The sequence below is a fragment of the Tsukamurella sp. II2bb genome (genome assembly GCF_057815145.1).
In genome coordinates, this window is the sequence record NZ_JBYPZI010000001.1 from 120,641 (window position 1) to 146,195 (window position 25,555).

24 protein-coding genes are annotated in these 25,555 nt (G+C 68.3%); 8 read left to right on the forward strand and 16 right to left on the reverse strand.

Translation table 11 applies throughout. From position 1 onward, the window contains the following. Nucleotides 1-63 precede the first annotated feature (63 nt). The gene (locus AC21LY_RS00615; RefSeq protein WP_489044185.1) at nucleotides 64-2,235 is read right to left on the reverse strand and encodes a 3-hydroxyacyl-CoA dehydrogenase NAD-binding domain-containing protein; all 2,172 of its coding nucleotides are present in this window, start codon (nucleotides 2,233-2,235) and stop codon (nucleotides 64-66) included. Between the two features lie 31 nt (nucleotides 2,236-2,266). Then, nucleotides 2,267-3,478, reverse strand: a complete 1,212-nt coding sequence (locus AC21LY_RS00620; protein WP_489044186.1) for an acetyl-CoA C-acetyltransferase — start codon at nucleotides 3,476-3,478, stop codon at nucleotides 2,267-2,269. 110 nt (nucleotides 3,479-3,588) lie between these two features. On the opposite strand from AC21LY_RS00620, the gene AC21LY_RS00625 reads away from it, so the two are divergent. Further along, the gene (locus AC21LY_RS00625; RefSeq protein WP_489044187.1) at nucleotides 3,589-5,172 is read left to right on the forward strand and encodes a long-chain-fatty-acid--CoA ligase; all 1,584 of its coding nucleotides are present in this window, start codon (nucleotides 3,589-3,591) and stop codon (nucleotides 5,170-5,172) included. Nucleotides 5,173-5,219: 47 nt separating this feature from the next. Here AC21LY_RS00625 and AC21LY_RS00630 read toward each other — a convergent pair whose 3' ends face one another. Continuing rightward, nucleotides 5,220-5,345, reverse strand: a complete 126-nt coding sequence (locus AC21LY_RS00630) for a hypothetical protein (RefSeq protein ID WP_489044188.1) — start codon at nucleotides 5,343-5,345, stop codon at nucleotides 5,220-5,222. Nucleotides 5,346-5,350: 5 nt separating this feature from the next. After that, nucleotides 5,351-6,295, reverse strand: coding sequence for an oxygenase MpaB family protein (locus tag AC21LY_RS00635; protein ID WP_489044189.1), 945 nt, complete (start codon nucleotides 6,293-6,295; stop codon nucleotides 5,351-5,353). Nucleotides 6,296-6,425: 130 nt separating this feature from the next. Between AC21LY_RS00635 and AC21LY_RS00640 the strand changes: the two genes are divergently transcribed. Next, on the forward strand, nucleotides 6,426-7,616 hold the full coding sequence (locus AC21LY_RS00640; protein ID WP_489044190.1) for a TetR/AcrR family transcriptional regulator: 1,191 nt from the start codon (nucleotides 6,426-6,428) through the stop codon (nucleotides 7,614-7,616). Nucleotides 7,617-7,627: 11 nt separating this feature from the next. Here the strand turns inward: AC21LY_RS00640 and AC21LY_RS00645 are convergent, their stop codons facing one another. The 11 genes from AC21LY_RS00645 to AC21LY_RS00695 form a co-directional block, all read right to left on the reverse strand. Then, on the reverse strand, nucleotides 7,628-8,548 hold the full coding sequence (locus AC21LY_RS00645) for an oxygenase MpaB family protein (RefSeq protein ID WP_489045393.1): 921 nt from the start codon (nucleotides 8,546-8,548) through the stop codon (nucleotides 7,628-7,630). A gap of 38 nt (nucleotides 8,549-8,586) precedes the next feature. Beyond that, on the reverse strand, nucleotides 8,587-8,802 hold the full coding sequence (locus AC21LY_RS00650) for a hypothetical protein (protein WP_489044191.1): 216 nt from the start codon (nucleotides 8,800-8,802) through the stop codon (nucleotides 8,587-8,589). Between the two features lie 21 nt (nucleotides 8,803-8,823). Further along, nucleotides 8,824-9,552 carry a hypothetical protein gene (locus AC21LY_RS00655; protein WP_489044192.1) on the reverse strand — a complete coding sequence of 243 codons (729 nt, stop codon included), beginning with the start codon at nucleotides 9,550-9,552 and terminating at the stop codon, nucleotides 8,824-8,826. Nucleotides 9,553-9,569: 17 nt separating this feature from the next. Beyond that, entirely contained in the window at nucleotides 9,570-10,529 is a 960-nt protein-coding gene (locus AC21LY_RS00660) for an MlaD family protein (protein WP_489044193.1), read from the reverse strand. Next, nucleotides 10,526-11,569, reverse strand: a complete 1,044-nt coding sequence (locus AC21LY_RS00665) for an MlaD family protein (RefSeq protein WP_489044194.1) — start codon at nucleotides 11,567-11,569, stop codon at nucleotides 10,526-10,528. Before AC21LY_RS00665 ends, AC21LY_RS00660 begins: the two co-directional genes overlap by 4 nt. Further along, on the reverse strand, nucleotides 11,566-12,678 hold the full coding sequence (locus AC21LY_RS00670) for an MlaD family protein (protein WP_489045394.1): 1,113 nt from the start codon (nucleotides 12,676-12,678) through the stop codon (nucleotides 11,566-11,568). Before AC21LY_RS00670 ends, AC21LY_RS00665 begins: the two co-directional genes overlap by 4 nt. Then, the gene (locus AC21LY_RS00675; RefSeq protein WP_489044195.1) at nucleotides 12,678-13,742 is read right to left on the reverse strand and encodes an MlaD family protein; all 1,065 of its coding nucleotides are present in this window, start codon (nucleotides 13,740-13,742) and stop codon (nucleotides 12,678-12,680) included. Before AC21LY_RS00675 ends, AC21LY_RS00670 begins: the two co-directional genes overlap by 1 nt. Next, nucleotides 13,730-14,749 (reverse strand): MlaD family protein, encoded by a 1,020-nt coding sequence (locus tag AC21LY_RS00680; RefSeq protein ID WP_489044196.1) that lies wholly within the window; start codon nucleotides 14,747-14,749, stop codon nucleotides 13,730-13,732. Before AC21LY_RS00680 ends, AC21LY_RS00675 begins: the two co-directional genes overlap by 13 nt. Nucleotide 14,750: 1 nt before the next feature. Then, complete coding sequence (locus tag AC21LY_RS00685; RefSeq protein ID WP_489044197.1) at nucleotides 14,751-15,782, reverse strand: MlaD family protein; 1,032 nt, start codon at nucleotides 15,780-15,782, stop codon at nucleotides 14,751-14,753. Between the two features lie 40 nt (nucleotides 15,783-15,822). Next, on the reverse strand, nucleotides 15,823-16,680 hold the full coding sequence (locus tag AC21LY_RS00690; RefSeq protein WP_489044198.1) for an ABC transporter permease: 858 nt from the start codon (nucleotides 16,678-16,680) through the stop codon (nucleotides 15,823-15,825). A gap of 61 nt (nucleotides 16,681-16,741) precedes the next feature. Further along, a complete protein-coding gene (locus AC21LY_RS00695; RefSeq protein WP_489044199.1) occupies nucleotides 16,742-17,596 on the reverse strand; it encodes an MlaE family ABC transporter permease in 855 nt (284 codons plus the stop codon). A 201-nt stretch (nucleotides 17,597-17,797) separates the two neighbouring features. Between AC21LY_RS00695 and rpsF the strand changes: the two genes are divergently transcribed. The 4 genes from rpsF (at nucleotide 17,798) to rplI (ending at nucleotide 19,444) form a co-directional block, all read left to right on the forward strand. Further along, nucleotides 17,798-18,082, forward strand: a complete 285-nt coding sequence (gene rpsF / locus AC21LY_RS00700) for a 30S ribosomal protein S6 (RefSeq protein WP_068570214.1) — start codon at nucleotides 17,798-17,800, stop codon at nucleotides 18,080-18,082. Between the two features lie 26 nt (nucleotides 18,083-18,108). Beyond that, a complete protein-coding gene (locus AC21LY_RS00705; protein WP_489044200.1) occupies nucleotides 18,109-18,642 on the forward strand; it encodes a single-stranded DNA-binding protein in 534 nt (177 codons plus the stop codon). A gap of 77 nt (nucleotides 18,643-18,719) precedes the next feature. Further along, nucleotides 18,720-18,977 carry a 30S ribosomal protein S18 gene (gene rpsR / locus AC21LY_RS00710; RefSeq protein WP_068526176.1) on the forward strand — a complete coding sequence of 86 codons (258 nt, stop codon included), beginning with the start codon at nucleotides 18,720-18,722 and terminating at the stop codon, nucleotides 18,975-18,977. Nucleotides 18,978-18,991: 14 nt separating this feature from the next. Next, complete coding sequence (gene rplI / locus AC21LY_RS00715) at nucleotides 18,992-19,444, forward strand: 50S ribosomal protein L9 (protein WP_489044201.1); 453 nt, start codon at nucleotides 18,992-18,994, stop codon at nucleotides 19,442-19,444. Nucleotides 19,445-19,510: 66 nt separating this feature from the next. Here rplI and AC21LY_RS00720 read toward each other — a convergent pair whose 3' ends face one another. After that, nucleotides 19,511-20,005 (reverse strand): hypothetical protein, encoded by a 495-nt coding sequence (locus tag AC21LY_RS00720; protein WP_489044202.1) that lies wholly within the window; start codon nucleotides 20,003-20,005, stop codon nucleotides 19,511-19,513. Nucleotides 20,006-20,550: 545 nt separating this feature from the next. On the opposite strand from AC21LY_RS00720, the gene dnaB reads away from it, so the two are divergent. Both dnaB and AC21LY_RS00730 read left to right on the forward strand, forming a co-directional pair. Beyond that, nucleotides 20,551-21,957, forward strand: a complete 1,407-nt coding sequence (gene dnaB / locus AC21LY_RS00725) for a replicative DNA helicase (protein ID WP_489044203.1) — start codon at nucleotides 20,551-20,553, stop codon at nucleotides 21,955-21,957. Nucleotides 21,958-22,398: 441 nt separating this feature from the next. Beyond that, nucleotides 22,399-24,882, forward strand: a complete 2,484-nt coding sequence (locus AC21LY_RS00730; RefSeq protein WP_489044204.1) for a hypothetical protein — start codon at nucleotides 22,399-22,401, stop codon at nucleotides 24,880-24,882. Nucleotides 24,883-25,555: the final 673 nt, after the last annotated feature.

Genomic DNA, 25,555 nt, shown 5'->3' on the forward strand with positions numbered 1-25,555 from the left:
AGGGGGGGCCCGCCCCGTTGGGACGCTTTTCCCGGGCCCCTCGGCTCTCAGGCTGGGTGAGTCCTACTCGTAGGTCTCGCCGGCCTCGGCCTTGGCGACCAGCGAGGCGGGGGGCTCGAACTGCGAACCGTACTTGGTCAGCTCCCGAGCGCGGGCGACGAAGGCCTTCGGGCCCACGGTCCCATCGGCACCCTCATAGCCGTTGATGAACTGCAGCACGCCGCCGGTCCACGCGGGGAAGCCGATGCCGAAGATCGAGCCGATGTTGGCGTCGGCGACGGAGTCCATGACGCCCTCGTCGAAGCAGCGGACGGTCTCGAGCGACTCGGCGAAGAGCATGCGGTCGATCATGTCCTGCAGCGGGATGTCGTTCCCGGCGGGGAACAGCTCGCCCAGGCCCGGCCACAGGCCGGCGCGCTTGCCGTCCACGTAGTCGTAGAAGCCCGCGCCGTCCTTGCGGCCGGTGCGGCCCGCCTCCACCATCGCGTCCACCACGGCGTCGCTGCCGTGCGCCGGCAGCGGCGTGCCGGCCGCCTCCATCGCGGCGCGGGTCTCCTTGCGGATCTTCTGCGGCAGCGTCAGGGTGAGCTCGTCCATGAGCTGCAGCGGCGCGGCCGGGTAGCCGGCCTGCTGGCCCGCCTGCTCGATCAGCACCGGGTTCACGCCCTCGCCCACCGCGGCGACGGCCTCGTTGATGAAGGTGCCGATGACGCGGGAGGTGAAGAAGCCGCGCGAATCGTTGACAACGATGGGGGTCTTGCGGATCTGCAGGGTGTAGTCGATGACCTTGGCCAGTACCGCGTCGGAGGTCTTGGCGCCGCGGATGATCTCGACGAGCGGCATCTTGTCCACGGGGGAGAAGAAGTGGATGCCGATGAAGTCCTCCTGGCGCTTGACGCCCTCCGCGAGGATGGTGATCGGCAGGGTGGAGGTGTTGGAGCCGAGGATGGCATCCGGCTCGACGATGTCCTCGATCTCCTGGAAGACCTTGTTCTTGACCTCGACGGACTCGAACGCCGCCTCGATCACCAGGTCCACACCCGCGAAATCGGCGGCGTCCACGGTCGGATGGATCCGGGCCAGCAGCTCCGCCGACTTCTCAGCGGTGGTGCGACCCTTGGCCAGAGCCTTCTCCTCCAGCTTGACGCTGTAGTCCTTGCCCCGGTTGGCGGCGTCGATGTCGATGTCCTTGAGCACGACCTCGATGCCGGCCTTCGCGGAGACGTAGGCGATCGCGGCGCCCATCATGCCGGCGCCGATCACGCCGACCTTCTTGGCGGTGTACTTCCCGTACCCGTCGGGGCGCGAGCCGCCGCCGTTGATCGTCTGCAGGTCGAAGAAGAACGCCTTGATCATGTTCTTCGACACCTGGCCGGTGGCCAGCGAGACGAAGTAGCGGCCCTCGATCACCGAGGCGGTGTCGAAGTCCACCATCGCGCCCTCGACGGCGGCCGCCATGATGGCGCGCGGCGCGGGCATCGGGGCGCCCTTGAGCTGCTTGCGCAGGTTCGCCGGGAAGGCCGGCAGGTTCGCCGCGATCGCGGGGGACGACGGCGAGCCGCCGGGGATCTTGTACCCCTTGACGTCCCACGGCTGCACGCCGCCCTCGGGGTTGGCCTTGATCCACGCCTTCGCGGCCGGGAGCAGCTCCTCGACGGTGCCCACGACCTCGTGCACGAGGCCCACCTGCTGCGCCTTCGCCGGCTTCATCCGGGTGCCCTGGAGCAGGACGCCCATGAGTGCGTTCTGCAGGCCGAGCAGCCGCACGGTGCGGACGATGCCGCCGCCACCGGGGAGCAGGCCGAGGGTCACCTCGGGGAGGCCGATCTGCGAGCCGCGCGCGTCCGCGGCGATGCGGTGATGAGTGGCCAGGGCGATCTCGAGGCCGCCGCCCAGGGCGGCGCCGTTGATCGCCGCGACGACGGGCTTGCCGAGGGTCTCGAGGCGGCGCAGCTGCGCCTTCATCGACTCGACGTTGTCGAAGACCTGCTGCGCGTCGGCCTTCGTCGCCTGGCGGATCAGCCCCAGGTTGCCGCCCGCGAAGAAGGTCTTCTTCGCCGAGGTGAGCACGACGCCCGTGATGGAGTCCTTCTCGGCCTCCAGGCGGTCGATGGTCGCGGCCATCGACTCGCGGTACAGGTCGTTCATGGTGTTCGCGGAGCTGGTGGGGTCGTCCATCGTCAGCACGACGATGCCGTCCGCGTCCTGCTCCCAGCGGATCATGTTCTCTGCCATTGCGTGTTCTCCTGAAAGTCTTCCGGGGCCGTCAGAGGCGCTCGATGATGGTGGCGATGCCCATGCCACCGCCGACGCAGAGGGTCATGAGGCCGTAGCGGCCGCCGGTGCGCTCGAGGTTGTCGAGCACCGTCGAGACCAGCATCGCGCCGGTCGCACCCAGCGGGTGGCCCAGGGCGATCGCGCCGCCGAGCGGGTTCACCTGCTCACGTTCGAGCTTGAAGTCCTTCATCCACCGCAGCACCACGGAGGCGAAGGCCTCGTTGAGCTCCCAGTGATCGATCTGCTCCTTCGACAGCCCGGCCTTGGCGAGGACCTTCTCGGTGGCTGGCGTGGGGCCGGTGAGCATGATCGTCGGCTCGGAACCGGTGACCGCGGTCGCGACGATGCGGCCGCGCGGGGTCAGGCCGGCCTTCTTGCCGCCCGCCTCGTTGCCGATCAGCAGCAGGGCGGCACCGTCGACGATGCCCGAGCTGTTGCCACCCGTGTGGACGTGATTGATCTTCGGGACCGTGTAGTACTTCTGCAGCGCGACGGCGTCGAAGCCGCCCAGCTCGCCGATGCCGTCGAAGGCGGGGCGCAGCTTGCCGAGGTTCTCAAGCGTGGTGCCGGGGCGACGGTGCTCGTCGTTGTCGAGCACGGTCAGGCCGTTGATGTCCTTGACCGGCACGACGGACTTGGCGAACCAGCCGTTGTCCCAGGCCGCCGCGGCGTTGGCCTGCGACTGCACCGCGTACTGGTCGACGTCCTCGCGGGTGTAGCCGTCGATCGAGGCGATCAGGTCCGCGCCGATGCCCTGCGGCACGAAGTAGGTGTCGTAGTTGGTGGTGACATCCTGGTGCATGGCACCGCCGTCCGAGCCGAGCGGCACGCGCGACATGGACTCGACGCCGCCGGCGAGCACCAGGTCGTCGCCCAGCCCCGCGGCGACCTTCTGCGCCGCCATGTTGGTGGCCTCCAGACCCGAGGCGCAGAACCGGTTGATCTGCACACCCGCGACCGTCTCGGGCAGGCCGGCGACCGTCGCGGCGGTACGGGCGATGTCGCCGCCCTGCTCGCCCACGGGCGAGACCACGCCGAGCACGATGTCGTCGATCGTGGCCGGGTCCATCGTGGGGTAGCGGTTCTTGATCTCGTCGATCAGGCCGACGACCAGGTCGAGCGGCTTGGTGGCGTGGAGCGCGCCGCCGCGCTGCTTGCCGCGCGGCGTACGGATCGCCTCGTAGATGAATGCTTCGGGCACGGTGTTCCTTCCTCGGGTGCTGTCGTCCGGGTGGCTACAAGTGAATCACTATTCTTTAACTTTGGGTGATTCGGCTCCCGTCGAACATGTTCTAGAACACAATCGCATACATGACCTCTCTTGAGAACATCGCCTGGTACCCCCGCACCGAGGAACCCCGCAGTTCGCAGCGCAACACCTGGAACAACAGCGTTCGCAACCACGCCGTCATGCGCGGCGATCAGGCGGCCCTGCGCTACCTCGACAAGCAGGTCACCTGGGCGGGGCTCGCCGAGCGGGTCGGCGCCTTCGCCGGCGCGCTGCGCGCGCGCGGGATCGGCGCAGGTGAGCGGGTGCTGGTCCTGGGTCTCAATCGCATCGAGTACGTCGAGGCCGTGCTGGGGATCACCGCCCTCGGCGCCATCGCGGTCCCCGTCAACTTCCGCATGGCCCCGCCCGAGGTGGCCTACCTGGTACAGGACACGATGTGCAGCGCCATCGTCTACGAGGCCCCGTTCGACCCGCTCGTCGCGGGCGTCGCCGCTGCCGGTGCCGAGTTCGGCCTGCGCATCAGGTTCGACGGTGCCGACCCCGCCGCCGGGGCCCTGGGCTTCGAGGATCTCGTGGCCGAGGGGCGGCCCGACCCGCGGATCGACGTCCCCGAGGACTCCCCGGCGCTGATCATGTACACCTCGGGCACCACCGGCCGCCCCAAGGGTGCGGTGCTCACACACGTCAACATGGTCGCGCAGGGGTGGAACAACCTGGTCGCACCCGGCGTCGTCGATCCGGACGGGATCGGCGCGGTCGCCGTGCCGCTCTTCCACATCGCCGGCTTCGGCGTGCTCGCCTCCGCCTTCGTACAGGGCGGCACGTCGGTGATCTTCCCGCTGGGCGCCTTCGATGCGGCGCAGACCCTGGACACTCTCGAGCGCGAGGGCATCACCAGCATGTTCATGGTCCCCATGCAGTGGCAGCTCGCGGTGAACGAACAGAAGGTCCGCCCGCGGGATCTCAGGCTCAGGTTCGTCTGGTGGGGTGCCGCGCCGGCCAGTGAGACGCTGCTGCGCGATCTCCAGGCGACCTTCCCGGACGCGGAGATCTGCGCCGTCTTCGGCCAGACCGAGATGTCGCCCGTCACCTGCGCGCTCTCCGGTGCGGACGCCCTGCGCAAGTTCGGCTCCGTCGGCAAGGTCGTCCGGACCGTCGCGGCGCGCGTCATCGACCACGAGGGTAACGACGTGCCGCGCGGCGAGGTCGGCGAGATCGTCTACCGCGGGCCGAACATGATGTCCGGCTACTGGAACAACCTGGCGGCCACGAGGGAGGCCTTCGCCGACGGGTGGTTCCACTCCGGCGACCTCGTGCGGATGGACGAGGAGGGCTTCGTCTACGTCGTCGACCGCGCGAAGGACATGATCATCTCCGGCGGCGAGAACATCTACTCGGTCGAGGTCGAGAACGCCGTCGCCGCACATCCCGACGTCACCGAGGTCGCGGTGATCGGCCGCCCCGACGAGACCTGGGGCGAGGCCGTGGTCGCGGTCGTCCAGCTGCGCGACGGCGCGGAGCTCACCGTCGAATCCCTCTCCGAGTTCCTCACCGACCACATCGCCCGGTACAAGCACCCGCGCGACCTGGTGGTGATCGACGCGCTCCCGCGCAACCCCACGGGCAAGGTCACCAAGCCCGTGCTGCGCAAGCAGTTCGGCTGACGGTGCCCCGTGCCCGACGGTGCCCTCCGGCCCCGTCGGGCACGGCGTCAGAGGATCCGGTGGCCGATCTCCGCGCAGATCGGCTCGAGCATCCGCCGCACGTCCGGGTGGTCCAGCGGGCGGGAGGAGGCCGGGGCCGAGGGGAGCGCGCCGGCGGCCCGTTCCCACAGCACGATGTTCACACGAGCGGGCGGCCGAACCTGGCGCGCAGCCGAAGGTCGGCGAGCAGCAGCCGATAGGGCAGGCGGCGCAGCGACAGCGGGACGAGACCGTTGACGGCGGCGACCACGCGCCAGAAGCGGTCGAACCGGCGCTGATCACGTGCGGTCCACTCGATCTCCATGGCCTCGCGGAACCGCGGCGCGAGGAAGCCCGCGGTGAGGAAGCGGTTGAGGGCCTTGAGCGGCGCCGGGAGGGTACCGACGAAGGTGAGGTCGACCAGCTGCCGTAGGTAGGCGCGACTGGTCTCGTCGGGGGTGATCTTCTTCGCGCACAGCTCGACCCAGGTGGCGTCGAACTCCTCGGGAGTCCCGGGCCACAGCTCGGCCGGCACCTGCAGCGTGGTGCCGAGCGGAGCGGAGTCGCGGTAGAAGAGCGCTCGCTGTTCCCGGTCCATCCGCCCGCGCAGCAATTGATGGGTGTCCTCGAAGCCGATGTACAGGCACATCGCGACCCACAGTTGCAGGCCGCGATCCATCGCGTTGTACTTCACGGGGCTCGACGCGGTGCTGTGGACCTGACGGTGCGCGACGTCGACCGCCGCGCGGTAGCGCTCCCTGTCGGACCGGGTGCCGAGCACCGCGACCGCGAGGTAGGTGATCGTGGTGCGGGTGCGCTTGACCGGATGCTTGTACAGCGCTCCGGAGTCGACGCGCGACTCCATCACGCCGTAGGCCACGGGCCGGTTGATCAGCTGCATGACCACGTTCGCCGCGCCGGCGGCGAGCGACGCGACGTCCATCGAGTCGGCCATCGTGGTGAGCACGTGGCCGGGCCGCGCGGGCGCCGCGAGGGCGATGCGATAGCCCTCCGCGACGGGGTCCACGGCTGGCCGGGAGGGCCGGCGCGGCGCCAGGCCGGCCGCAGGCAGATCCGTGACGTTCGGCTCGGCACTCGTGGTCATGGCTGGTCCCTCCGGGTTTTCGCACCGATTCGGTGTGTGAACGTTCACTTACTTATAGTCTTCACGGTACACCGCGTACAGGCTCTCGGCACTGAGTAGTCTCGATGCGTACGGCGATTGAGGAGATGACGTGACCCAGGCGCGGCGGAAGCGGCCCAAGGACCGGCGTGAGCAGATCGCGCGGGTGGCCGCCGAGGACTTCTCCCGGCGCGGCTATCACGGTGTGGGCATCGAGGAGATCGCGGCATCGCTGGACATCAGCGGTCCGGCCGTCTACCGCCACTTCCCGAACAAGTACGCGCTGCTCGAGCACGCCATCACCTCCGCCTCGGACGCCCTGTGCCACGCCGTGGAGGACGCCGCCACTGCCACGGAGGGGAAGGCGCCGGCGGAACGGATCGACGCGATTCTCGACGCGGCACTGCGCGTCTCCTTCGAGCGGCGCAACACCGGCGGCCTGTTCCGGTGGGAGCAACGGCTCCTCGAGCGCGAGGACCGTGCCCGGATCCGCGAGCAGCTCACCGCGATGATCGGCACCGTGGCGGACGCCGCCGAGCCGGCGCTCCCCGGTGTCGACCGGGCCGAGATCGCGTTGCGCTGCGTCGCGGTGATCAGCGTGGCCGGTAGCGTCACGGCGCACCGCACCGTCCTCGCGCAGAAGCGCGCCGAGGCGGTGCTGTCCGCGGCGGCCCGGCAGGTGCTCGCGCTCCCGGTGCCGGAGGTCCCGTACGTGCTGCTCCCGGTACCCGAGCCGGAGCCCGCGGCGGACGCCGGGCGGCGGGGTCAGGTGCTCGACGTGGCCATCGAGCAGATCTTCGAGCACGGCTTCCACAACGTCAGCATGGGGCAGATCGGCCGGGCGGCGGGGATCGTGCCCTCGGGCATGTACCGCTACTTCCCGAGCAAGGCGGGGATCCTGGTCGGCGCCCTGGACCGCGCCGGCGAGGCGACGGTGCGCGCGATCGAGCAGGTGTACGAGGCCGTCGAGGAGCCGCGGGCGCGACTGGCCGCGCTGGCACAGGCGTATGTCCAGCTCTCCTTCCGCACCTCGAAGATGATGTCGGTGTACTTCCGGGAGATCGGGAACGTGCCGGATGCCGACCGGAGCCGGCTGGCAGCGGTGCAGCGCGCCAACATCGCCGCCTTCGCCGACGCGGTGGTGGCGGTCCGTCCCGACCTCAGCACCGCGGAGGCCACCTTCCTCGTGCACGCGGCCTTCGCCGTGGTCTTCGACGTGGGCCGCACCCGCCGGTTCGACCCGGATCCGGCCTTCCAGGCCGAGGTCTACGCGCAGGTCTGCGCGGTGCTCTTCCCGGCCTGAGGCGCGCCCGCTCAGATCAGCGGCTTCTCCGCGGCGATCCGGTGTCGCAGGTCGATCATCAGGGAGTGGGTCGGGCCGAACCGCAGGAAGCGCGGGATGAAGCGGTTGACGAAGCCGACGAAGGCGAAGAGGTTGTCGAACCGCCGCTGATCCGAGGCGGTCCACCGGACCCCCATCTGCTCGCGGAAGTACGGGGCGAGGAACCCCGCGGTGAGGAACTTCAGCAGCCCGCCGAAGGCGATCCGCATGGGTGGGTTGATCATCCGCAGGTTCAGCAGGTCGTCGAGGTATCCGGCGACGGGGTCGTCGAGCGAGGTCTCGGCGCAGGCGCGCACCCAGTAGCGGTCGAATTCGGCGCGGTCGGCCGGCCACATGTCGGGCGGTACCTGGAGGGTCGTGGCGAGCGTCGCGCACGATTGGTAGAAGCTCTCGGCGTGCTTCTCGGGCATGCGGCCGTTGAGCAGCTGGTAGGCGTCCTCGAAGCCGACGAACAGGCATGCCGCGACCCAGAGTTGAAGATTCCGGTCGAAGGCGTTGTACTTCACCGCCGCGCCGGGTGCGGACTTGACCTGCCGGTGCGCGACGTTGACCGCATCGCGGAACGCGTCCTTCTCCGCCTGGGAGCCGAGCACCGCGACCGCGAGGTACTGCGTCGTGGTCCGGGCCCGCTTCCAGGGCCGCTTCATCAGCGCGCCGCTGTCGACCCTGGACTCCGCGACGCCGTGCCCCACACCGGGATTCATCATCTGCATTGCGACATTGGCGGCGGCGCCCGCGAATCCCCAGAAGTCGAGGGCATCTGTCACGGCGAGCGTGCGCGACGTGACGGGCCGGTGCTGCGTGCGGATGGGGATGCGGGTGCGCTCGAGGGCCGCCGGCGCACCGTCGGACGGGCCGGCGATCCCTCGCGGGCGGCCGCCCAGGATCCTCATGCATTGGACCATCAGGTCGATGATCCGGACGAGGGCCATCACCGCATCGTCACATTCGCGAACAGGAGCACGGGCCAGCAGACGATCGCGCCGAGGAAGGAGACGATCCGGTCGAGGCCGCCGAGGTCCCCGAGATGGTCCATGTGGGTGAGCGACCAGACCAGGCCGACGAGGCCGTAGGGGATGCCGATCAGGATGAAGAAGCCGATGAACTCGGAGACCCTCATCTCGTAGTCGAGGAAGCGTTGCACCATCGTTCGTCCTTCGGGTGGAGGTCAGTTGGGCGTCGACGGTGCCGGCAGCGCCGGCATCGTCGGGGTGGTGGGCGGCTGCGCTGCGGTGGACGCCGAGGGTGCGGCCGGGGCGCCGCCGGCGCCGCTGAGCACGGCGGACGGGTTCGCGGGGTCTCCGGCCTCGGTGATCACCCAGGAACGGTTCCGGTCGAGGCTCACCGAGTAGGTGCTCGTGCTGAGAGTGCCCTGCGGGGCCTGGATGTTCTGCGTGGAGACGTCGACGGCGACCTTGACCTGGTAGATGCCGTTCACCTCGGACGTGGTCTTGGCGAACGAGGCCTTGCCGGTCGAGGTCAGCCGGAGCGGGGTGAGGACCTCCCGCATGAGCTCGACGATCGAGTCGTACTTCTTGCCCAGTTCCGGTGTCGCTCCGGCCTTCACGGCGTTGAGCCACGGCGTGAGGTCGCGGTAGTCCATCGTGGCGGCCTTGACGGCGTAGTCGGAGGCGATCTGTTCGGCGCGCGCCCGGTCGGCAGCGGCCCGCCGCTCGGCGTCGAGCGTGCGGGTCTGCAGGTACAGCAGGACCGAGACCGCGACGAGCGCGACCACGACCACCGTCGCGAGCACCGTGCGTACCGTGCCCGACGGTGCGCGCGGGGCCCGTGCGTCGCTCACCGCCTCCGATGCGGCCCGGGGACGCTTCCGTGCGGTGCCGGCGGGTTCGTGGTCGCGATCGGCGGCCTCGTCGGGGTCGTCGTGCTCCTGCGCCATGGGGTCCTCTCGGTGTGTCAGGGGCGGGGAAGGGTCAGGGTGATGCGGGCGGCACCGTCGGTCCCGGCGATCTGCAGCGCGTTCGACAGGAGCGTGCTGAGATCGATCTGCGGCACAGTGCGATTGATGGCCGAGAAGATCGAGATGAACGGTCCGCCGGTGGTCGCGAGCGCGGGGAGCAGCTCATCGAGGTAGGGGGTGAGCCGCTTGACGAACGGGTCGATGGTGCTCAGGAACGGGTCCGGGGCGTGCAGGGTCATGACCATCCGCTGTACGGCCTGCACTGCGCTGAGCACCACCGCGGAGGTGTTCTCGAACTCGGCGCCGAGGCGCCGGACCGCGCTCGCGGCCCAGCCGAGATCAGCGGAGTAGATCTGGGTGTCGGCGAACATCGTGCGGATCGCCGGCATGCGGCTCAGCACCGTCGCGCTGAGCAACTGGCCGGCCCGGCTGAGGGTGGTCAGGTCGTCGTCGCGCCCGGAGGTCGCCTGCCACGCCGTCTTCACGACGCGGCCGAGGGCGCCGGCATCGGCGGTCCGGTTGAGCGCGGCGAGCGCCTCGAAGACCTCGCCGACGGACCGGGACTGCGAGACCGCGGTCGCGGGAACGACAGCGCCGGAAGCGAAGACGGCGCCGCCGGACGAGCGCGGTGCGATCTCCACGTAGGGCTCGCTCAGGGCACTGAGTTGTTCGACGGACAGGGCGGAGTCGACGGGGATCCGGTACTCGGCGGGGTAGCGGAGGGCGACGGTGACGCCGTCCGTCGTCGGTGAGACTGCCGTGACCTCTCCGATTCTGACGCCGCGCAACAGGATCGGCGAGCCCGGGTTGAGCTGGCCGGTGTGGGCGAGCTTGAGGGAGATCGTCGTGTGGCTCGCGCCGGGCCGCAGCCCCATGTAGCCGTACAGGAGTACGGACAGGCCGACGAGGAGTACGGCGGTGAAGGTGATCGCGTTCGCGACGAGCTCCCTCCTCATCGGACCGCTCCGATCATCCGCAGAGCGCGCAGCGCCTGCTCCGCCTTCTCCGCGGTGGGTACGGCGGGACCGTCGGAGACCCTGACGACGTTGACCTTGGGGCCGTGCTCGACCCACGGGATGATCGTGTCCCGGAACAGGTTGCGCAGGTTGATCAGGTTGTCCGGGCGGGTCGCGCCGACCGGTCGGTCGAGTAGCAGCAGCGGTGAGACGACCTGGGTGAACAACGCCGCCAGGTCGCGGACCCCCGGCGTGAGCGGCGCCGCGTTCGACAGTAGGGGAGCGAGCGAGGCGAAGACCTCGGTCACCCGGGCGGTCTCGGCGATCACCGCCCAGCGCCGCAGTCCCAGCGGGGAGAGGTACTCGCGCAGTGCGGCGTGCTCGCCGGCGATCGCTCCGGTCACGTTCACCACCGACCGGAGGGCCGTGTCGAGCGAGCGGGTGTCGTTGGCCCACGCCATGATCGTCGAGGCGAGGTTGTCGGTGATCGCGCGGGTGCGTGCCGGATCGTCCGGGAAGGCACCGTCGACCCGCTGGACGGTGTTGCCGAGCTGCGCAACACCCCCGCTGCCGAGGAAGCCGGACATGCTCGTCATGAGGTCCTCGACGTGGTCCGGCGGCCGGCTCTGCGCGAGCGGGATGAGCCCGCCGGCGCGGATCGGCTGTGCCGCCGAGGTGGGCGCCGAGACGAGCGCGATGTAGACGTCGCCGAGCAGCGTGTCCTGGCGCAGCTCGGCGGTGGTGTCCGCCGGGATGCGGGCGGGCTCGGTGATCGTCAGGGTCGCGACGGCGCGATCCCCGTCGAGCCGCACGGAGTCCATGGTGCCCACGGCCCGCCCGTTGAACCGGACCTGTGCCCGGTCGGGCAGGTTGAGGGCGTTGGAGAATTCCACGCGCAGCGGCCATCCCGAGGACATCCACCCGGTGGGGCTGGGCAGCGCCGCAGGGCCCGCCCGCAGCACCCCGACCGCACCGAGGGCGAGGACGGCGAGGAGCAGGAGCCCGCGGACGATCCGGCTGCGCAGGGTCGAGGGTCTCATCGGGCGGCTCCCGTCCCTCGGAGGATGGCGGAGATCAGGTCGACGTCGATGTGGGCGGGGTCGACGACCCGGCACTGGCCCGGCGCCAGCCGGTTGACGTTCGCACAGGTCAGTTTGGGGTTCCGGGCGACCATCTTCGTGCTCGGCGGGGTGTAGACCACCTTCAGGCCGAGGGTGCGCTGGTCGAAGGAGACGGTGAAGGCGTCGATCAGCGGCGGGAGGAAGCCGAGGAGGTCGCCCCAGTTCCTGACCCCGGCGCTGACGAGGCGCGCGGCGGGGATCACGGTGTCGAGGATCGGCCACAGATTGTGCCCGTAGTGGGAGAGGAGGTCACGCAGCAGCGCGCCGAGCGGGATCAGGGCGTCGGCCAGCGTCTGGGTGGTCTGCGCGGTGGGGACGATGATGTCGGCGAGGCCGTCGGGGGCGGTCACCAACAGCTGCTTGAGCGGATTCCAGTTCGAGGTCATCCCGCCGGTCAGCGACGAGATCGAGCCGATCGAGCGGCCCACGTCACCGATGCCCGGCCCCGGATCGGCGAGCAGTGCCGCGAGGCTGCCGATGACGCCGTTGACGTCGGGCCCGGTGCCGTCGACCGCCGCGGCGAGCGAGGTGAGCGAATCCTGTACCTGCTTGGCCTGTTCGGGCCCGCCGCCCGTGGTGAGCGTGGCCGCGGCATCGCCGATGGAACTGAGGCTGCGGCTCAGGGACTGCGGGGTCTTCGTGCTGGTGAGGCATGCCCCGGCGCGGAGCGCCGGAGCGTCCTTGCGGGCACTGTCGATCAAGGCCAGCTGCCGCGAGGCGATGAGCGAGGCCGCGACGGTGACAGCGCCCGTGCCGGTGGTGACGGGCTGGTCGGCGTCGACCGCGAACTCCACGCGGGCGGCGGCGTTCTCGGGCCGGATACCGGTGACCCTTCCGATCGGCACACCGAGCCGGGTGACCGGGTTGCCGACGTACAAGCCGATGGCGTCGGGCATCAGCGCGCAATGGCTCGCCTGTGCCCTGGCCGGAGTACGGGCGACGTACAGTGCTGTCGCGATGATCGACCCGACCACGGTGACGGCGATCGCGGTCACGAGCCACGGCGAGCGGAGGGCCTTGGCGAGCATCAGCACGGAGCCCCTTCCAGCGGAATGCAGTACTGGGACGTCAGAGTCGGTACCGAGCCGTCGAAGACGACGGTGCCGTCGGGTTTCACTGAGGACTGGAGCCGCCGGAGCGCGGCCATCGCATCGTCGATCATCTTCTGGTACTTGGTGAGCAGCCGGCCGATCTGGCCGGACATGAGGTTGAACTGCGCCTCCATCGAGGCGAGGTTCTCCTGGTAGAAGGTCGCCGCCGGGATGATCCGCCGCAGCACCAGGTCCAAGGCGCTCATGAACCGCTTGTACCCGGCTACGTTCAGCCGCGCGGTGGAGAAGTAGATGTTCATATCGCGCATCACTCCGGTGAGGACGTCTCCGTTGCGGTCGACGGTGGCGGCGTACTCGGACAGGGTCTGAACGAAGCCGCCGATCTCGTCCTTCTGCGTCGAGATGCTCTGCACCACGCCCTGGAGCGTGGAGAGGAGCTCCTTCATCTGGCCGGGTCTGCCGGTCATCGCGCGCTGGATCTGGGCGAGCGAATCCCGCAACGGGGCCGGGTCGATCGCGCGGATCTTGGGTTCGGCCTGCTGGAAGGTCTCGACGAGGCTGTACGGGATCCGGACGCGGGACGGCGGAACGGGGGTGGTTCCGAGCGGCGCGGTGCCGATGGAGTCGATGTCGACGAAGTAGCCGCCGACCCCGGTCAGCATCTTCACCGCGATGCGCGACTGATCGCCGATGTGCACCGTCTTCTTGATGCGCAGCCCCACGTCCACGCGGTCGCCCTCGAGCGCGACCCGCTGCACCGAGCCGACGGAGACGCCGGCTACGCGCACGTCGTCGCCGGCGCGGATCATCCCCGCCTCGGGGAAGTACGCGGTGTACGTCGTGGTGCCGAGCGGCCGGGCGGCGAGTACCGAACTGGCGACCATCACCATCACCGCGAGCGCGACACCGAGCACACCGAAAGCGAGCTGGCGGTTCTTCGAACTCGGCCGGGCCCAGGCCTCTTCGAGGCCGGAGGCGAGCGTGAGAGCCAGTCGGTAGCCGTCGCGCAGCAGGACGAGAGGGAGGTTCAGCGCTTGCACAGCGTCACCTTCGATCCCCGGAGGAAGACGAGCAGGCCGGCGGGCAGCTGCGCCTCGCCGCGGCTGCAGCCCGTGTCGCCGCCGGCGGCGGGGACCTGCTGTTGGGTCAGGTTCGCGAACAGGCCGGGCAGGAGCGCTGCAAGGTCGACGAGGCTCTGCAGCCGGGGCAGTTCGGGGCGGGCGAGTTCGATCAGCGCGTTGCCGCCGGGGTGCAGTCCCGCGCCGCGCAGCAGCGCGTCGGCCGCGGTCATGAGCTCGGCGCCCTGATCGGAGAGCACCTTCGTCGACGGTGCGGCGTTGCGCAGGACCTCGCCGATGCCCTGCAGGTAGCCGATCACCGTGGGCAGGCTCCCGGACCTCCCGCCGAGGCTCTCGTTGATGGTCGTGAGGTTGCGGACCAGGGTCTGCATCAGCGCGGAGCGGTCGTTGCTGAACCGGCTCAGCGTCTGCAGGGCGTCGAGGAGCGGACCGAGCCCGGCACCGTCGCCCTCGACGACGGCGACGATCGACTGCGCGAGGTGGTTGATCTGCTCCGGCCGCATCGCGGCGAGGACCGGCTGCAGGCCGTTGAAGATCGTCGTGACGTCGAAGGAGGGCACCGTCCGGGCGGTGCCGATCGTTGACCCGGGCGAGATCGCTTCGGCCCGAGCGGCGCTCGGTGAGAGCTCCAAGTAGCGCAGCCCGGTGAGGTTCTGGAACCGGATGGACAGCGTGGTCGCCGTGGTGAGGCGTTGGCCCCGGTCGACGGTGAAGGCGACCCGGGCGAGGGAACCGCGGGCCGTGTCGTCCTGATCGAGCGTGACCTCGCGGATCTTGCCCACCTGGACGCCGAGCAGCCGCACGTCGTCGCCCGACCGGAGCCCGGAGGCGTTGGTGAACAGCGCGGAGTACGAGGACTGCGCGGCCTGGGCGGGGCGCGTGAGCGCGCGCACGGTGAAGGCGGCGCCGACGGCGATCAGGACCACGAAGATCAGCAGCAGGGTTCCGGGGTTGCGGGCGGTGCGCACGTCAGCGGCCCCTCGTGGTGGTCGGCGCGGTGGAGGACTGCGGTGCGGGCGGTAAGAGGGAGGCGATCGCGGGGAACCGCTGGAAGGTGACGTCGAGATTGAGCACCGGCCCGGATCCGTTGTCGGGCATCGACCTCCGGATCCGCTCGATGAGTTCCTCGAGTTGGCGGCCGTTGCGCGCGGCGTCGGGGAAGCTCGCCGTCGCGCGGGTCGCGAGTTCGCGGACCGGTACGAGTACATCGGTGAGCGCCGCGACATTGGGCCGGCTGAGGAGGGCGGCGAGAGCCGGCGAGAAGTCGTGGGCGAGGGCGTTGATCGTCGCGGTCTGCCGGTCCGGGTAGCCGGGCGTGTCCGGTCCGCTCCACGACCACAGCGTGCGCAGCGCGGGCAGCATCCGGCGGGTGGACGCGTCGAAGGCCTGCAGCGTGGTCGCGATAGTCGGGAGCGTCTGTGCGGTGGGGATCCGCTGGGTGTCGGCGTTGGCCTCCGCGATGGCGCCGACGGCGCCGATGAAGGGCAGGAACTGCCTTGTGGTCGTGTCCATCTGCGCGATGAGCTGCGCCATGTGCGGGCGGAGGCTCTCCCGCTCGATGGTGCTGAGTGAGCGCAGCAGGGACGCCATCGTGCCGTCTTCGGGTGCGGTGAGCGGCTCCCACGAGGCGCCCCGGGCGAGGGCCCGGCCGCCGCGCCCCGGCGTGAGCGCGACGACGGTGACGCCGAAGGTGTTGCCCGGCGCGAACGAGACCTTCACGGCGTCGGTCACCAGATCGTCTGCGGCGCCGTTGAACTCCATCGCCACGCCGAGGCGCCCTGCGCCCCGGTCGAGGACGTCGGTCACGGTGCCGACGCGGAGGCCGTCCATCTCCACCGCTGTACCGGGCCCGACTCCGGGGGCGACGTTCCGCACGACGAGCGTGAGCGACTTCGGCGGGGTCGAGACGATCGCGTGGACCGCCCAGAAGGCGAGCGCCACGAGGAGGGCCGAGAGGATCGTCGCGATGCCGCGGCGCAGGAGCACAGGTCCCGGCGTCATCATGCCGGTCATCGGGGAGGGCCATCTCGTCGCCATGCCGTCAGCCCCGGAAGACTAGTTCGCTACTGGCGCCCCAGATGCCGATGGTCATCAGCATGTCGAGCACCACGATGGCGACCATCGACGCGCGGACCGCCCGGCCCGATGCGATGCCCACGCCTTCCGGCCCGCCCGCGGCGAAGAAGCCCTGGTAGCAGTGGATGAGGATCACGGCGCAGATGAAGACCACGACCTTGGCGATCGATGCGACGAGGTCGGCGGGGGAGAGGAACTGCCGGAAGTAGTGCTCGTAGGTGCCGGCCGCGTCGCCCTGGGCGAGGGTGACGATGGTGCTGGAGGCGAAGAAGCTGACGATGATCGCGATGAGGAAGATCGGCACGATGGCGACGACGCCGGCGATCATTCGGGTGCTGACGACGAAGGAGATGGACCGCAGGCCGAGCGCTTCGAGCGCGTCGATCTCCTCGGTGATCCGCATCGCGCCGATCTCGGCGGTCATGCGGCACCCGGCCTGCACGGCGAAGCCCGCAGCCGCCAGGATCGGGGCGAACTCGCGGGTGTTGGCGAGGGCGGCGATAACGCCCGTGAGGGGTCCCATGCCGAGCAGGTCGAGGGAGGCGAAGGCCTGCACGGCGACGGTGCCGCCGACAGCGAGACCCAGCACCACCATCATCAGGGACGTGCCGCCGCCCACGATCACGGCGCCGCGGCCCCAGGTGAGATCGGTGACGGTGCGGATCGTCTGCTTCGGATAGTTGCGGAGTGCGTGCGGGATCAGTGCCACGGAGGAGACGACGAACGAGACGATCTGGCCGAGGCGGGCGAGGGTACCGCGCAGCGAGTCCGCCATCCGTCCGGCCGTGCGGAAGCCCTTCGGGCGGTAGGGGGCGATGGTCAACGGTCAGCCCACCCTCGTGGGGGACGTAGGGGGTTGCGCGTGGGGTGCGTGGAGGTGCATGTCAGCCCACCCTCATGGGGAAATAGGTCGTATAGATCTGGGTCAGCGCGAAGTTGAGCACGATGATGCCGACGGTCGAGACGACGACGGTGGTGTTGACCGCGTCGGCCACGCCGCGGGCGCCGCCCTTCGCCTCGAGGCCGTGCTGGCAGCCGAGGACCGCGATCATCACGCCGAAGATCGCGGCTTTGATCAGGGAGAAGCCGAAGTCCCGGGTGGTGGCGTAGGCGCCGAAGCTGAGCCAGTAGCTGCCCGGTGTCACGTCCTGCCCGGCAACGGCGAGGTAGTAGGCGGCGCCGATGCCGACGACGGTGATGAAGATGCACAGCATCGGCGCGACGAAGGCGGCGGCGAGGATCCGTGGGACGACGAGGCGCCGGACGGGATCGATGCCCATGACGCGCATGGCGTCGACCTCCTCGCGGATGGTCCGGGAGCCGAGGTCCGCGGCGATCGCGGAGGCGCCGGCGCCGCCGAGGAGCAGTCCGGCCGCCATGGGTGCGGCCTGCTGGATGACGGTGAGTCCGCTCGCGGCGCCCATCAGGGAGCCGGCGCCGATCTGGTTGACGATGCTGCCGATCTGGATCGTGACGATCACGCCGAAGGGGATCGCCATGAGGAAGGCGGGGACGGCGGTGACGCTGATCAGGAACCACGACTGCACGACGAGCTCGCGGAACTGGATCCGCCCGCGGAGGAGCTCGGTCGCCATCGAGACCAGGGCGTGGAGAACCAGTTCGACGGTGCGCCCGAGCGTGCGGACGGGACCGAGTGCGTTGTCGTCGAGATTCCTGCGGAGGCCGGCGAGCGCTCCGGGGCGGACGCCGGGCGCCTCCTGCGTCGTTCGCGATGACATCGCCCACCTCCTTCCTGGCACATGTTAGAGATTGTTCTCTATCGTGGCGAGGTTTTCGAGGAATTCGCGGATCGGCTCGTCAGTCGCCTGATTTCGCTGGTGGCGACGGGTTGCGGTACCCTGGTCCGGTTGCCTTGTCGGCAACGCTCCTGCCGTGGAGAGTCCACGGCCGCATAGTCCATAGGAGGAGGCGAAAAGCCCATGCGTAATTACGAACTGATGGTGATCCTGGATCCGAGCCTGGATGAGCGCACCGTCGCGCCCTCGCTGGAGACCTTCCTGAACGTGGTCCGCAAGGACGGCGGATCGATCGGGAACGTCGACATCTGGGGCAAGCGCCGTCTTGCTTACGAGATCTCCAAGAACGCCGAGGGCATCTACGCGGTGATCGATCTGACCGCCGAGCCCGCCACCGTCAACGAGCTCGATCGTCAGCTCAAGCTGAACGAGTCGGTGCTTCGCACTAAGGTGCTGCGGCAGAACTAGCCGTACTACGAGCAGGGAGAAACACCATGGCAGGCGACACGGTCATCACGGTCATCGGCAATCTGACGGCGGATCCGGAGCTTCGCTTCACCCCGTCGGGTGCGGCGGTGGCCAACTTCACCGTCGCCTCCACGCCCCGGACCTTCGACCGGAACACCAACGAGTGGAAGGACGGCGAGGCGCTGTTCCTGCGGTGCAACATCTGGCGTGAGGCGGCGGAGAACGTCGCCGAATCGCTCACGAAGGGCACGCGCGTCATCGTCTCCGGTCGGCTCAAGCAGCGGTCGTACGACGATCGTGAGGGCCAGCGGCGCACAGTGGTGGAACTCGAGGTCGACGAGATCGGCCCCTCTCTTCGGTACGCGACGGCGAAGCCGACGCGCACGCAGCGCGGCGGTGGCGGCGGCGGTTTCGGTGGCGGCGGCCAGGGCGGCGGTGGCGGTTACAGCCAGCCCGCCCAGCAGGCTCCGCGCCAGAACCAGCCCGCAGACGATCCGTGGGGCAGCGCCCCTGCGGCCGGGAGCAGCTTCGGCGGCGGCAACGACGATCCGCCATTCTGATCCCGGGATCGAACACTGTGAAGGGCGTCCCCGGTCCGCCGGGAGCCCAGTAGACCTCATCAAGGAGTACCAACACCATGGCCGGTAAGGGCAATGGCCGGAAGGTGCGCGTCGAGAAGGCCGTCAAGGCCAAGGCGTGCACGTTCTGCAAGGAGAAGAACACCAAGATCGACTACAAGGACACCACGCTGCTGCGTCGGTTCCTGTCGGAGCGGGGCAAGATCCGCAGCCGTCGTGTGACGGGCAACTGCGTCCAGCACCAGCGCGACATCGCGATCGCCGTCAAGAACGCGCGTGAGGTGGCCCTGCTGCCGTTCACGTCGACGACCCGCTAAGGAGGGGTGAAGAAATGAAGCTCATCCTCACCGCCGACGTCGACAACCTGGGCGCGCCCGGCGACATCGTCGAGGTCAAGGACGGCTACGGCCGCAACTACCTGCTGCCCCGCGGCCTGGCCATCGTCGCCACCCGTGGCGCCGAGAAGCAGGTCGAGGGCATCCGCCGCAGCCAGGAGGCCAAGCGGGTGCGCGGCCTCGATCACGCGAACGAGCTCAAGCAGGCCATCGAGGGCCTCGAGTCCGTCTCGCTGGCCGTGAAGACGGCCGACTCGGGCAAGCTCTTCGGCTCGGTCACCGCCGCTGACGTCGCCGCCGCGCTCAAGACCGCGGGTGGCCCCGCCGTCGACAAGCGCACCATCGAGCTGCCGCAGGGGCACATCAAGTCCACGGGTTCCTTCCCCGTGGTCGTGGTGCTGCACCCCGACGTGCGCGCGAAGTTCGCGCTCACCGTCGCCGCGCAGTAGTCGCAGACGACAGAGAAGAACCCCCATCGCCCTCGGGCGGTGGGGGTTCTTCGCGTCTCGGGGCGGTCAGACCACGATGGTTCCGACGCACGGCGTGCTGGTCTGCGTGCCGATCCATTCGGTGCCGGCACCGACCCTGATGACCACGTTGAAGGTCACCGCTCCCTTGCCGGTGGTGATGGAGGTCGGGTTGAGCACGGGCAGCTGCCCCGTCCCGGCGAGGCGGTCGCTGCCGAACTTGCCGGTGGTGGTGTTGTTCCACGACAGGGTGGCGGACGAGGAGAACTGGCTGAGCACCAGGTCGCGTGCTCCGGCGTCGCCCTTCGCGGAAACGAGGATGCGGCCGTTGCCGCCAACGGTGGCGGTGACCTTCCAGTTCAGCATCTGGCCGCCGACGACGAACATGGGGTTCGCGCTCGAGCAGGTCGCGGTGACCGAGGCCGGCTTCGGCTGGGGGGAGGGGCCGGGGGCGGCCCCCGCGGGCCCGATGGCGCACGTGGCGGTGGCCGCCAGCGCGACCGCGACGCCGGCTGTGCGCGTCGAGATCGTGGAGAGGTTCATCGGGGTGTGTCCTTCCGGAGTCGCTACTGCAGCGTTCAGGATACGCGGCGACGAGGACGCGAAGAAGACGCGTCGTGGCCGTGTGACCCGTTGCCGCTGGTAGGAGCCCTGATAGGTGACCCGCGGGTAACAACGGAGGGTGGTTTTTCGGGCGCCGGGATGACGAATTCACTCGCGACACGCCGAATGCGGGCGCCGCCGCGACACGCTGAGAAACTTCGATCCACAGCATGTGTTGCCCGGTGCACCGCCTCTGACCAGTGGCGATGCCGCCTCGGCTCCGGAGTTTCCACAGGTTTTCCCCATCGGTCCACACCGGCGTCCCCACCTTGGCCGCGCGCCGTCCACAGTCGCTCCACAGCTCCGTCCACAGCTCCGTTTTGCCGTGATGAGCGCAGGGCCTAGCGTTCACGTGCGTCCATCGCGCGCTCGTGCAGGCTGCTCCGGCAGAACCTGTCAGTGCGATGCGGTAGACCATGGCCAGAGGCGAGCCCCTCGTCGCCCGCAGGGGCGTTGCGAGGGCCCTGAAGAGAGGTGGGTGTGCGGTGTCGGTCACGGACGAGCAGGAGTTCACTCCGGGACCGGTCAGGCGCGCGGAGCCCTCGCCCGACGGTCCGCCGGCCGAGGACTTCGGCCGCCAGCCCCCGCAGGACATCGCTGCCGAGCAGTCCGTGCTGGGCGCGATGATGCTCTCGAAGGACGCCATCGCGGACGTGCTGGAGGTGCTCAGCCCGGGCGACTTCTACCGGCCGGCGCACCAGTCGGTGTACGACGCGGTCCTCGACCTGTACGGCGCGGGTGAGCCGGCGGACGCGGTCACCGTCTCCGCTGCGCTGGACCGTAAGGGCGAACTCAAGCGCGTGGGCGGTGCGCCGTACCTGCACACGCTGATCTCGACCGTCCCCACTGCCGCGAATGCCGGGTACTACGCGGAGATCGTCGCCGAGAAGGCGATCCTGCGGCGCCTCGTCGAGGCCGGGACCAGGATCGTCCAGTACGGCTACTCGGGGTCCGACGGTGCCGATGTCGCCGAGGTGGTCGATCGCGCGCAGGCTGCCGTCTACGACGTCACGGAGCGCAAGGCGTCCGAGGACTACGTGATCCTCGAGGAGCTGCTGCAGCCCACGATGGACGAGATCGACGCGATCGCCTCCCAGGGCGGCGTGAGCATGGGGGTGCCCACGGGCTTCACCGATTTCGACGCGATCACCAACGGCCTGCATGCCGGCCAGATGATCATCGTCGCGGGCCGCCCCGGCGCCGGCAAGTCGACCATGGCCTTGGACGTTCTGCGTTCCTGCGCGATCGAGCATCACATGCCCGGCGTGCTGTTCAGCCTGGAGATGAGTAAGACCGAGGTCGTCATGCGCCTGCTCTCCGCGGAGGCGCGGATCAAGCTCGCCGACATGCGCTCGGGCAAGATGTCCGACGACGACTGGACCCGCCTGGCTCGCCGTATGTCGGAGATCTCCGAGGCGCCGCTGTTCGTCGACGATTCGCCGAACCTGACCATGATGGAGATCCGCGCCAAGGCCCGTCGCCTCAAACAGCGGCACGACCTCAAGCTCATCGTCATCGACTACCTGCAGCTGATGACCTCGGGCAAGAAGGTCGAATCGCGCCAGCAGGAGGTCTCGGAGTTCTCCCGGCAGCTCAAGCTGCTGGCCAAGGAGCTCGAGGTGCCGCTGATCGCCGTCGCGCAGCTCAACCGTGGTCCCGAGCAGCGCACGGACAAGAAGCCCCAGGTCGCCGACCTCCGTGAGTCCGGCTCGCTCGAGCAGGACGCCGACATGGTCGTCCTGGTGCACCGGCCCGACGCCTACGAGCGGGACGACCCCCGCGCCGGCGAGGCCGACTTCATTCTCGGCAAGCACCGTGCCGGCCCCACCGGCACCGTCACCGTCGCCCACCAGCTGCACTACTCCCGCTTCGTGGACATGGCCAAGGGCTGATCCTCGTCTGTGGGGTCCCAGAATTCTTGGCGCAGTCTCAAAACTTGGCATCGTCGTAGCACCATTGCCATCTAGCTGTGATGTCCAAGGAGGTTGGTCAGCCGGGTGATCGGATGGATCCCAAGCTGAGCGCGGTCTGGTTGACCTGGTGGCCTCGTGAACCAGGGCGATTGCCCGGGAACGAAACTCGGATGAACGCGGGTTCCGCATCTGCATCAGGCTTCCAGGCGGGCCATCGACAAGTCAGCAGAACTGGAAACAAGGCTGTGGGGCAGGTCAGACTGTCAACTATCGATGCAGCAGTACTCCGCGTACTATGCTGCGAACGCACACGCTATCAGGTACCGGTGAAATTTTGCGTCAGTCTTCGGGCGCACGGGCGGTTCACACCGGTCGCGGAGGCGTCGATTCCGCCGGAGCCCGGGGCGACTAGGCAAATCAGTGGGCGAAAGGGAATGTACCGTTTTGATGGCATCAAAGCCCTCCCGAAAGAGGCGGAACAAGAAGCGCCGCCACGAGAACAAGGCCGGGCACTCGGACCAACACGTTCAGGTAGCGCTCGACCGCGCCTTCGACACTGCTGCACTGCTTTCAGACGTCTCGAAAGCGACCGATCCTGCTGCTGAGGTTGAGCGACGCATCGATGATGCGGCCACGCAGTTCGTTGAGGGATTTGCTGGCTACGAACCTCTGGGAACGCTTGAGGCCATTCGCATGATGACGTTGCCGTTCGCTCCGGCGGGTGTCCTACCGCCAGCCGGAGCGCAGAGCGGACCAGCCGTCGCAGAGATCTTGGCCGTCATGCTCCGCTGTGCAGCCTCAGAGTCGGATTCCGGTGTCGAATTTAAGCGCGTCGATCAAGACCTTTGTGGTGCTATCAGCGAGCGATTCATTCCCCTTGCTCAAGAGGTCCTCAACCTCGGCGCAGTCCGCGACCTCCTATCAGCTCAGGAATTCGATGGTATGTCACAGGTGGCCGCGTCCGTGCGCGGCAACGGGCGCATGATGCGTGGAACCTCCTATCCCGAGATGCAAAATGAGATGCTTCGAGGTCTGTTCGGCGCTCCCGTCGACTCTAGGCTGCGAGCACTCCTTGGATTCGGAGTCGAGGAGGCGCTGTCGTTCCTCAACGCCTGCCACCAGATGCAGATGGACCAGTTCAACGCGCGAGGTCAAGCTCTCGCCGACGCATTCAATGCGATCGATGTGAACGACGACCGGATGCCGACCGATGACGAGAAGCTCATCGCACTCGACGGACTCACCGGCATATTCAATCCAAGTGCCACTCACGCGGCTATCCCCGTCTCTGACGTGGCTAACCGAGCTGGGATATCGGTCGAGTTGGGACGAACGATTGCAGTCTTCTTCGCTCCACCTACCCCGACCGAAAACGCCGGCGCCGCGTTGCGCGCCTATCTGGACGGCGACTCGCCAGTGCGCTGCTATCCAATTGTTCTCCGAGATGACTTGGTGATGACCGTTCATCCAGCGCTCATCGTGGACGCGGTGAAGCCTGCATTCGAAGACGCTCTTAAAAACTCAGCTCACTGGGAGATCTACGCGGCCCATCGTGGGAAGTATCTGGAGGATCGAGTCGAGCAGCTTTTCAACGAGCTTGTCCCGGGGGCTATCTCGCACCATGGGATCGAGTACTTCGTACCTGCCAACGAGGTTGAGGAGGCCGGCGTTCCCGCCGGTTACACGAAGTTGGTAGAGGGCGACCATTTGTTTGTCCTTCACGACGTCGCGTTCATTGTGGAGGACAAGGCCATTCCTCTCAGCGATCGCTCGCGAACCGGCGAGCTGAACCCACTGCGCAGAAACCTCGCTACAGCTATCACGAAGGGGGCTGAGCAGGCGGGCCGAATGAAGAAGCGGGCAGTCGAGGACCACGGACTTCGTCTCCGGGACGGGAGTTGGCTCGACCTGTCCGACGTTCGCGAGATCCATTCCGTTGTAACCAGTCTTGATGATATGCCAGGCATCGCGACCGCGACCGCCAAACTGATCGGTGCCGGACTTCTGTCAGCAGACAACATTCCCTGGACAGTATCTCTCAACGATCTCGGCCTCATCGCCCAGCTTGTCGACCGCCCTGCGGAGTTCCTGCTATACGTACGTCGACGGACCGAACCCAAGGCCACTGAGATGTTCATCGCGGTCGACGAGTTAGACCCTTTCCTACTTTTCTTCAGGATGGGCCTCTACGTCGAACCCGACCCGCAAGTGGCCTGTCGAGAGATGCCCTGGCGTGGCAAGCCGCGTGCAGCGGACGTGCGCCGATTCAAGAAGCAGGTTCCTGGTCTCGTCATGAGTCACACAGATGAACTAGATGCGTGGTTCTCGTCGATGCACCCTCCGGACGGCGCGGAACCGGACGTACTCGCCCCCAAGCCGCGTATGATTCACTCGCCACTGGCCCCCCTGATTGACTGGCTACAAGGGAACGCGGCCTTTGGATGGCTGAGTATCGGAGCAACCCTCCTTGAGGGGTCGTCGGACGCCCAGCGGCAGCTCGCGAGATATCCGCAAGGTCTGATTGAAAACTCTGATCTCGGTGGCGCGCCGCGAAGTATCGCACTGCCTTGGGGGCTGACCAAGGAGAATGGCTGGCTGCTTGTATGGATGACGCGGCCCGTGATGTTAACTGTCGAGCAGGTTGTCCAGCGAGCACACGCCTACATGGTGGCGAAGAAACACCAACTCGGGTATCGACGCGGCGCATCGTTTGTATACGACGAAGCCAGCGGCGAACCCATCGGCGTGTCCTACGACTCGGGTCAGACCGAGATCGAACCAGAGGTTCTCGCTGAGCTAGTAGCGTCGTTGCGGCCAGCCGGCAGCTTCGACACGCCAGCGCACATGACGCAACGCCCTCAAGCTGGGAGACGCACCGCCAAGCGGAATAAGAGACGACGATGAGGGCGACGACCTTCTCAGGTCCGTGACAACTTGGGCTTCGCGGATTGCCGCCAGCAGAGACGTGAACTCGGCGATGATTTGACCGGCGTTTCCCTGCCGCTGCGAGCAGCATTTCTCGGTGACGGTCACGAGACCGGGATCCGCCTCGAGAAGCATCCCACGCGCGACGTGCAATCGGGCGGTTCGCACGTCCTCCATCGGTGGTATCGCCCGCACCTGCTGAAACGCCACCTGCAGCGTCCGCACGCTGCACTTCCGACCGCCGCGAGGTCCCTGACGGTCATCGGGTCGAGCGGATGGCCCTCGACATGCTGAATGACGCGCGCCAATAGCCGCTCCTGAGAGTTCGCGCCGACGAAACTTGGGCCGTGCAGTGGGAGACGCTCAATATCGCTGCGACCAGAGAGCGCAGTGATTCCTGGCGGATCAACTCCAATTCGGCCCCGGGAACATCCAGGCTCTCGGCCCGCACCGCGGCGAGGACGACCGCCAACCAGTACGAGTGGTGGCCTGCGGAGAGCTCCCTTGAGGGGAGCACGCGCGGTACACCACCGGCGTTCATCGACGGTGCGGTCGACGTGAACACCGTCCTCGGAATACTGGAGGTCGACAACTTCGCGCTCGCCCAGGACACCGCAATTCGCGATCAGCCGGCTGAGCACGATCTAGCCCG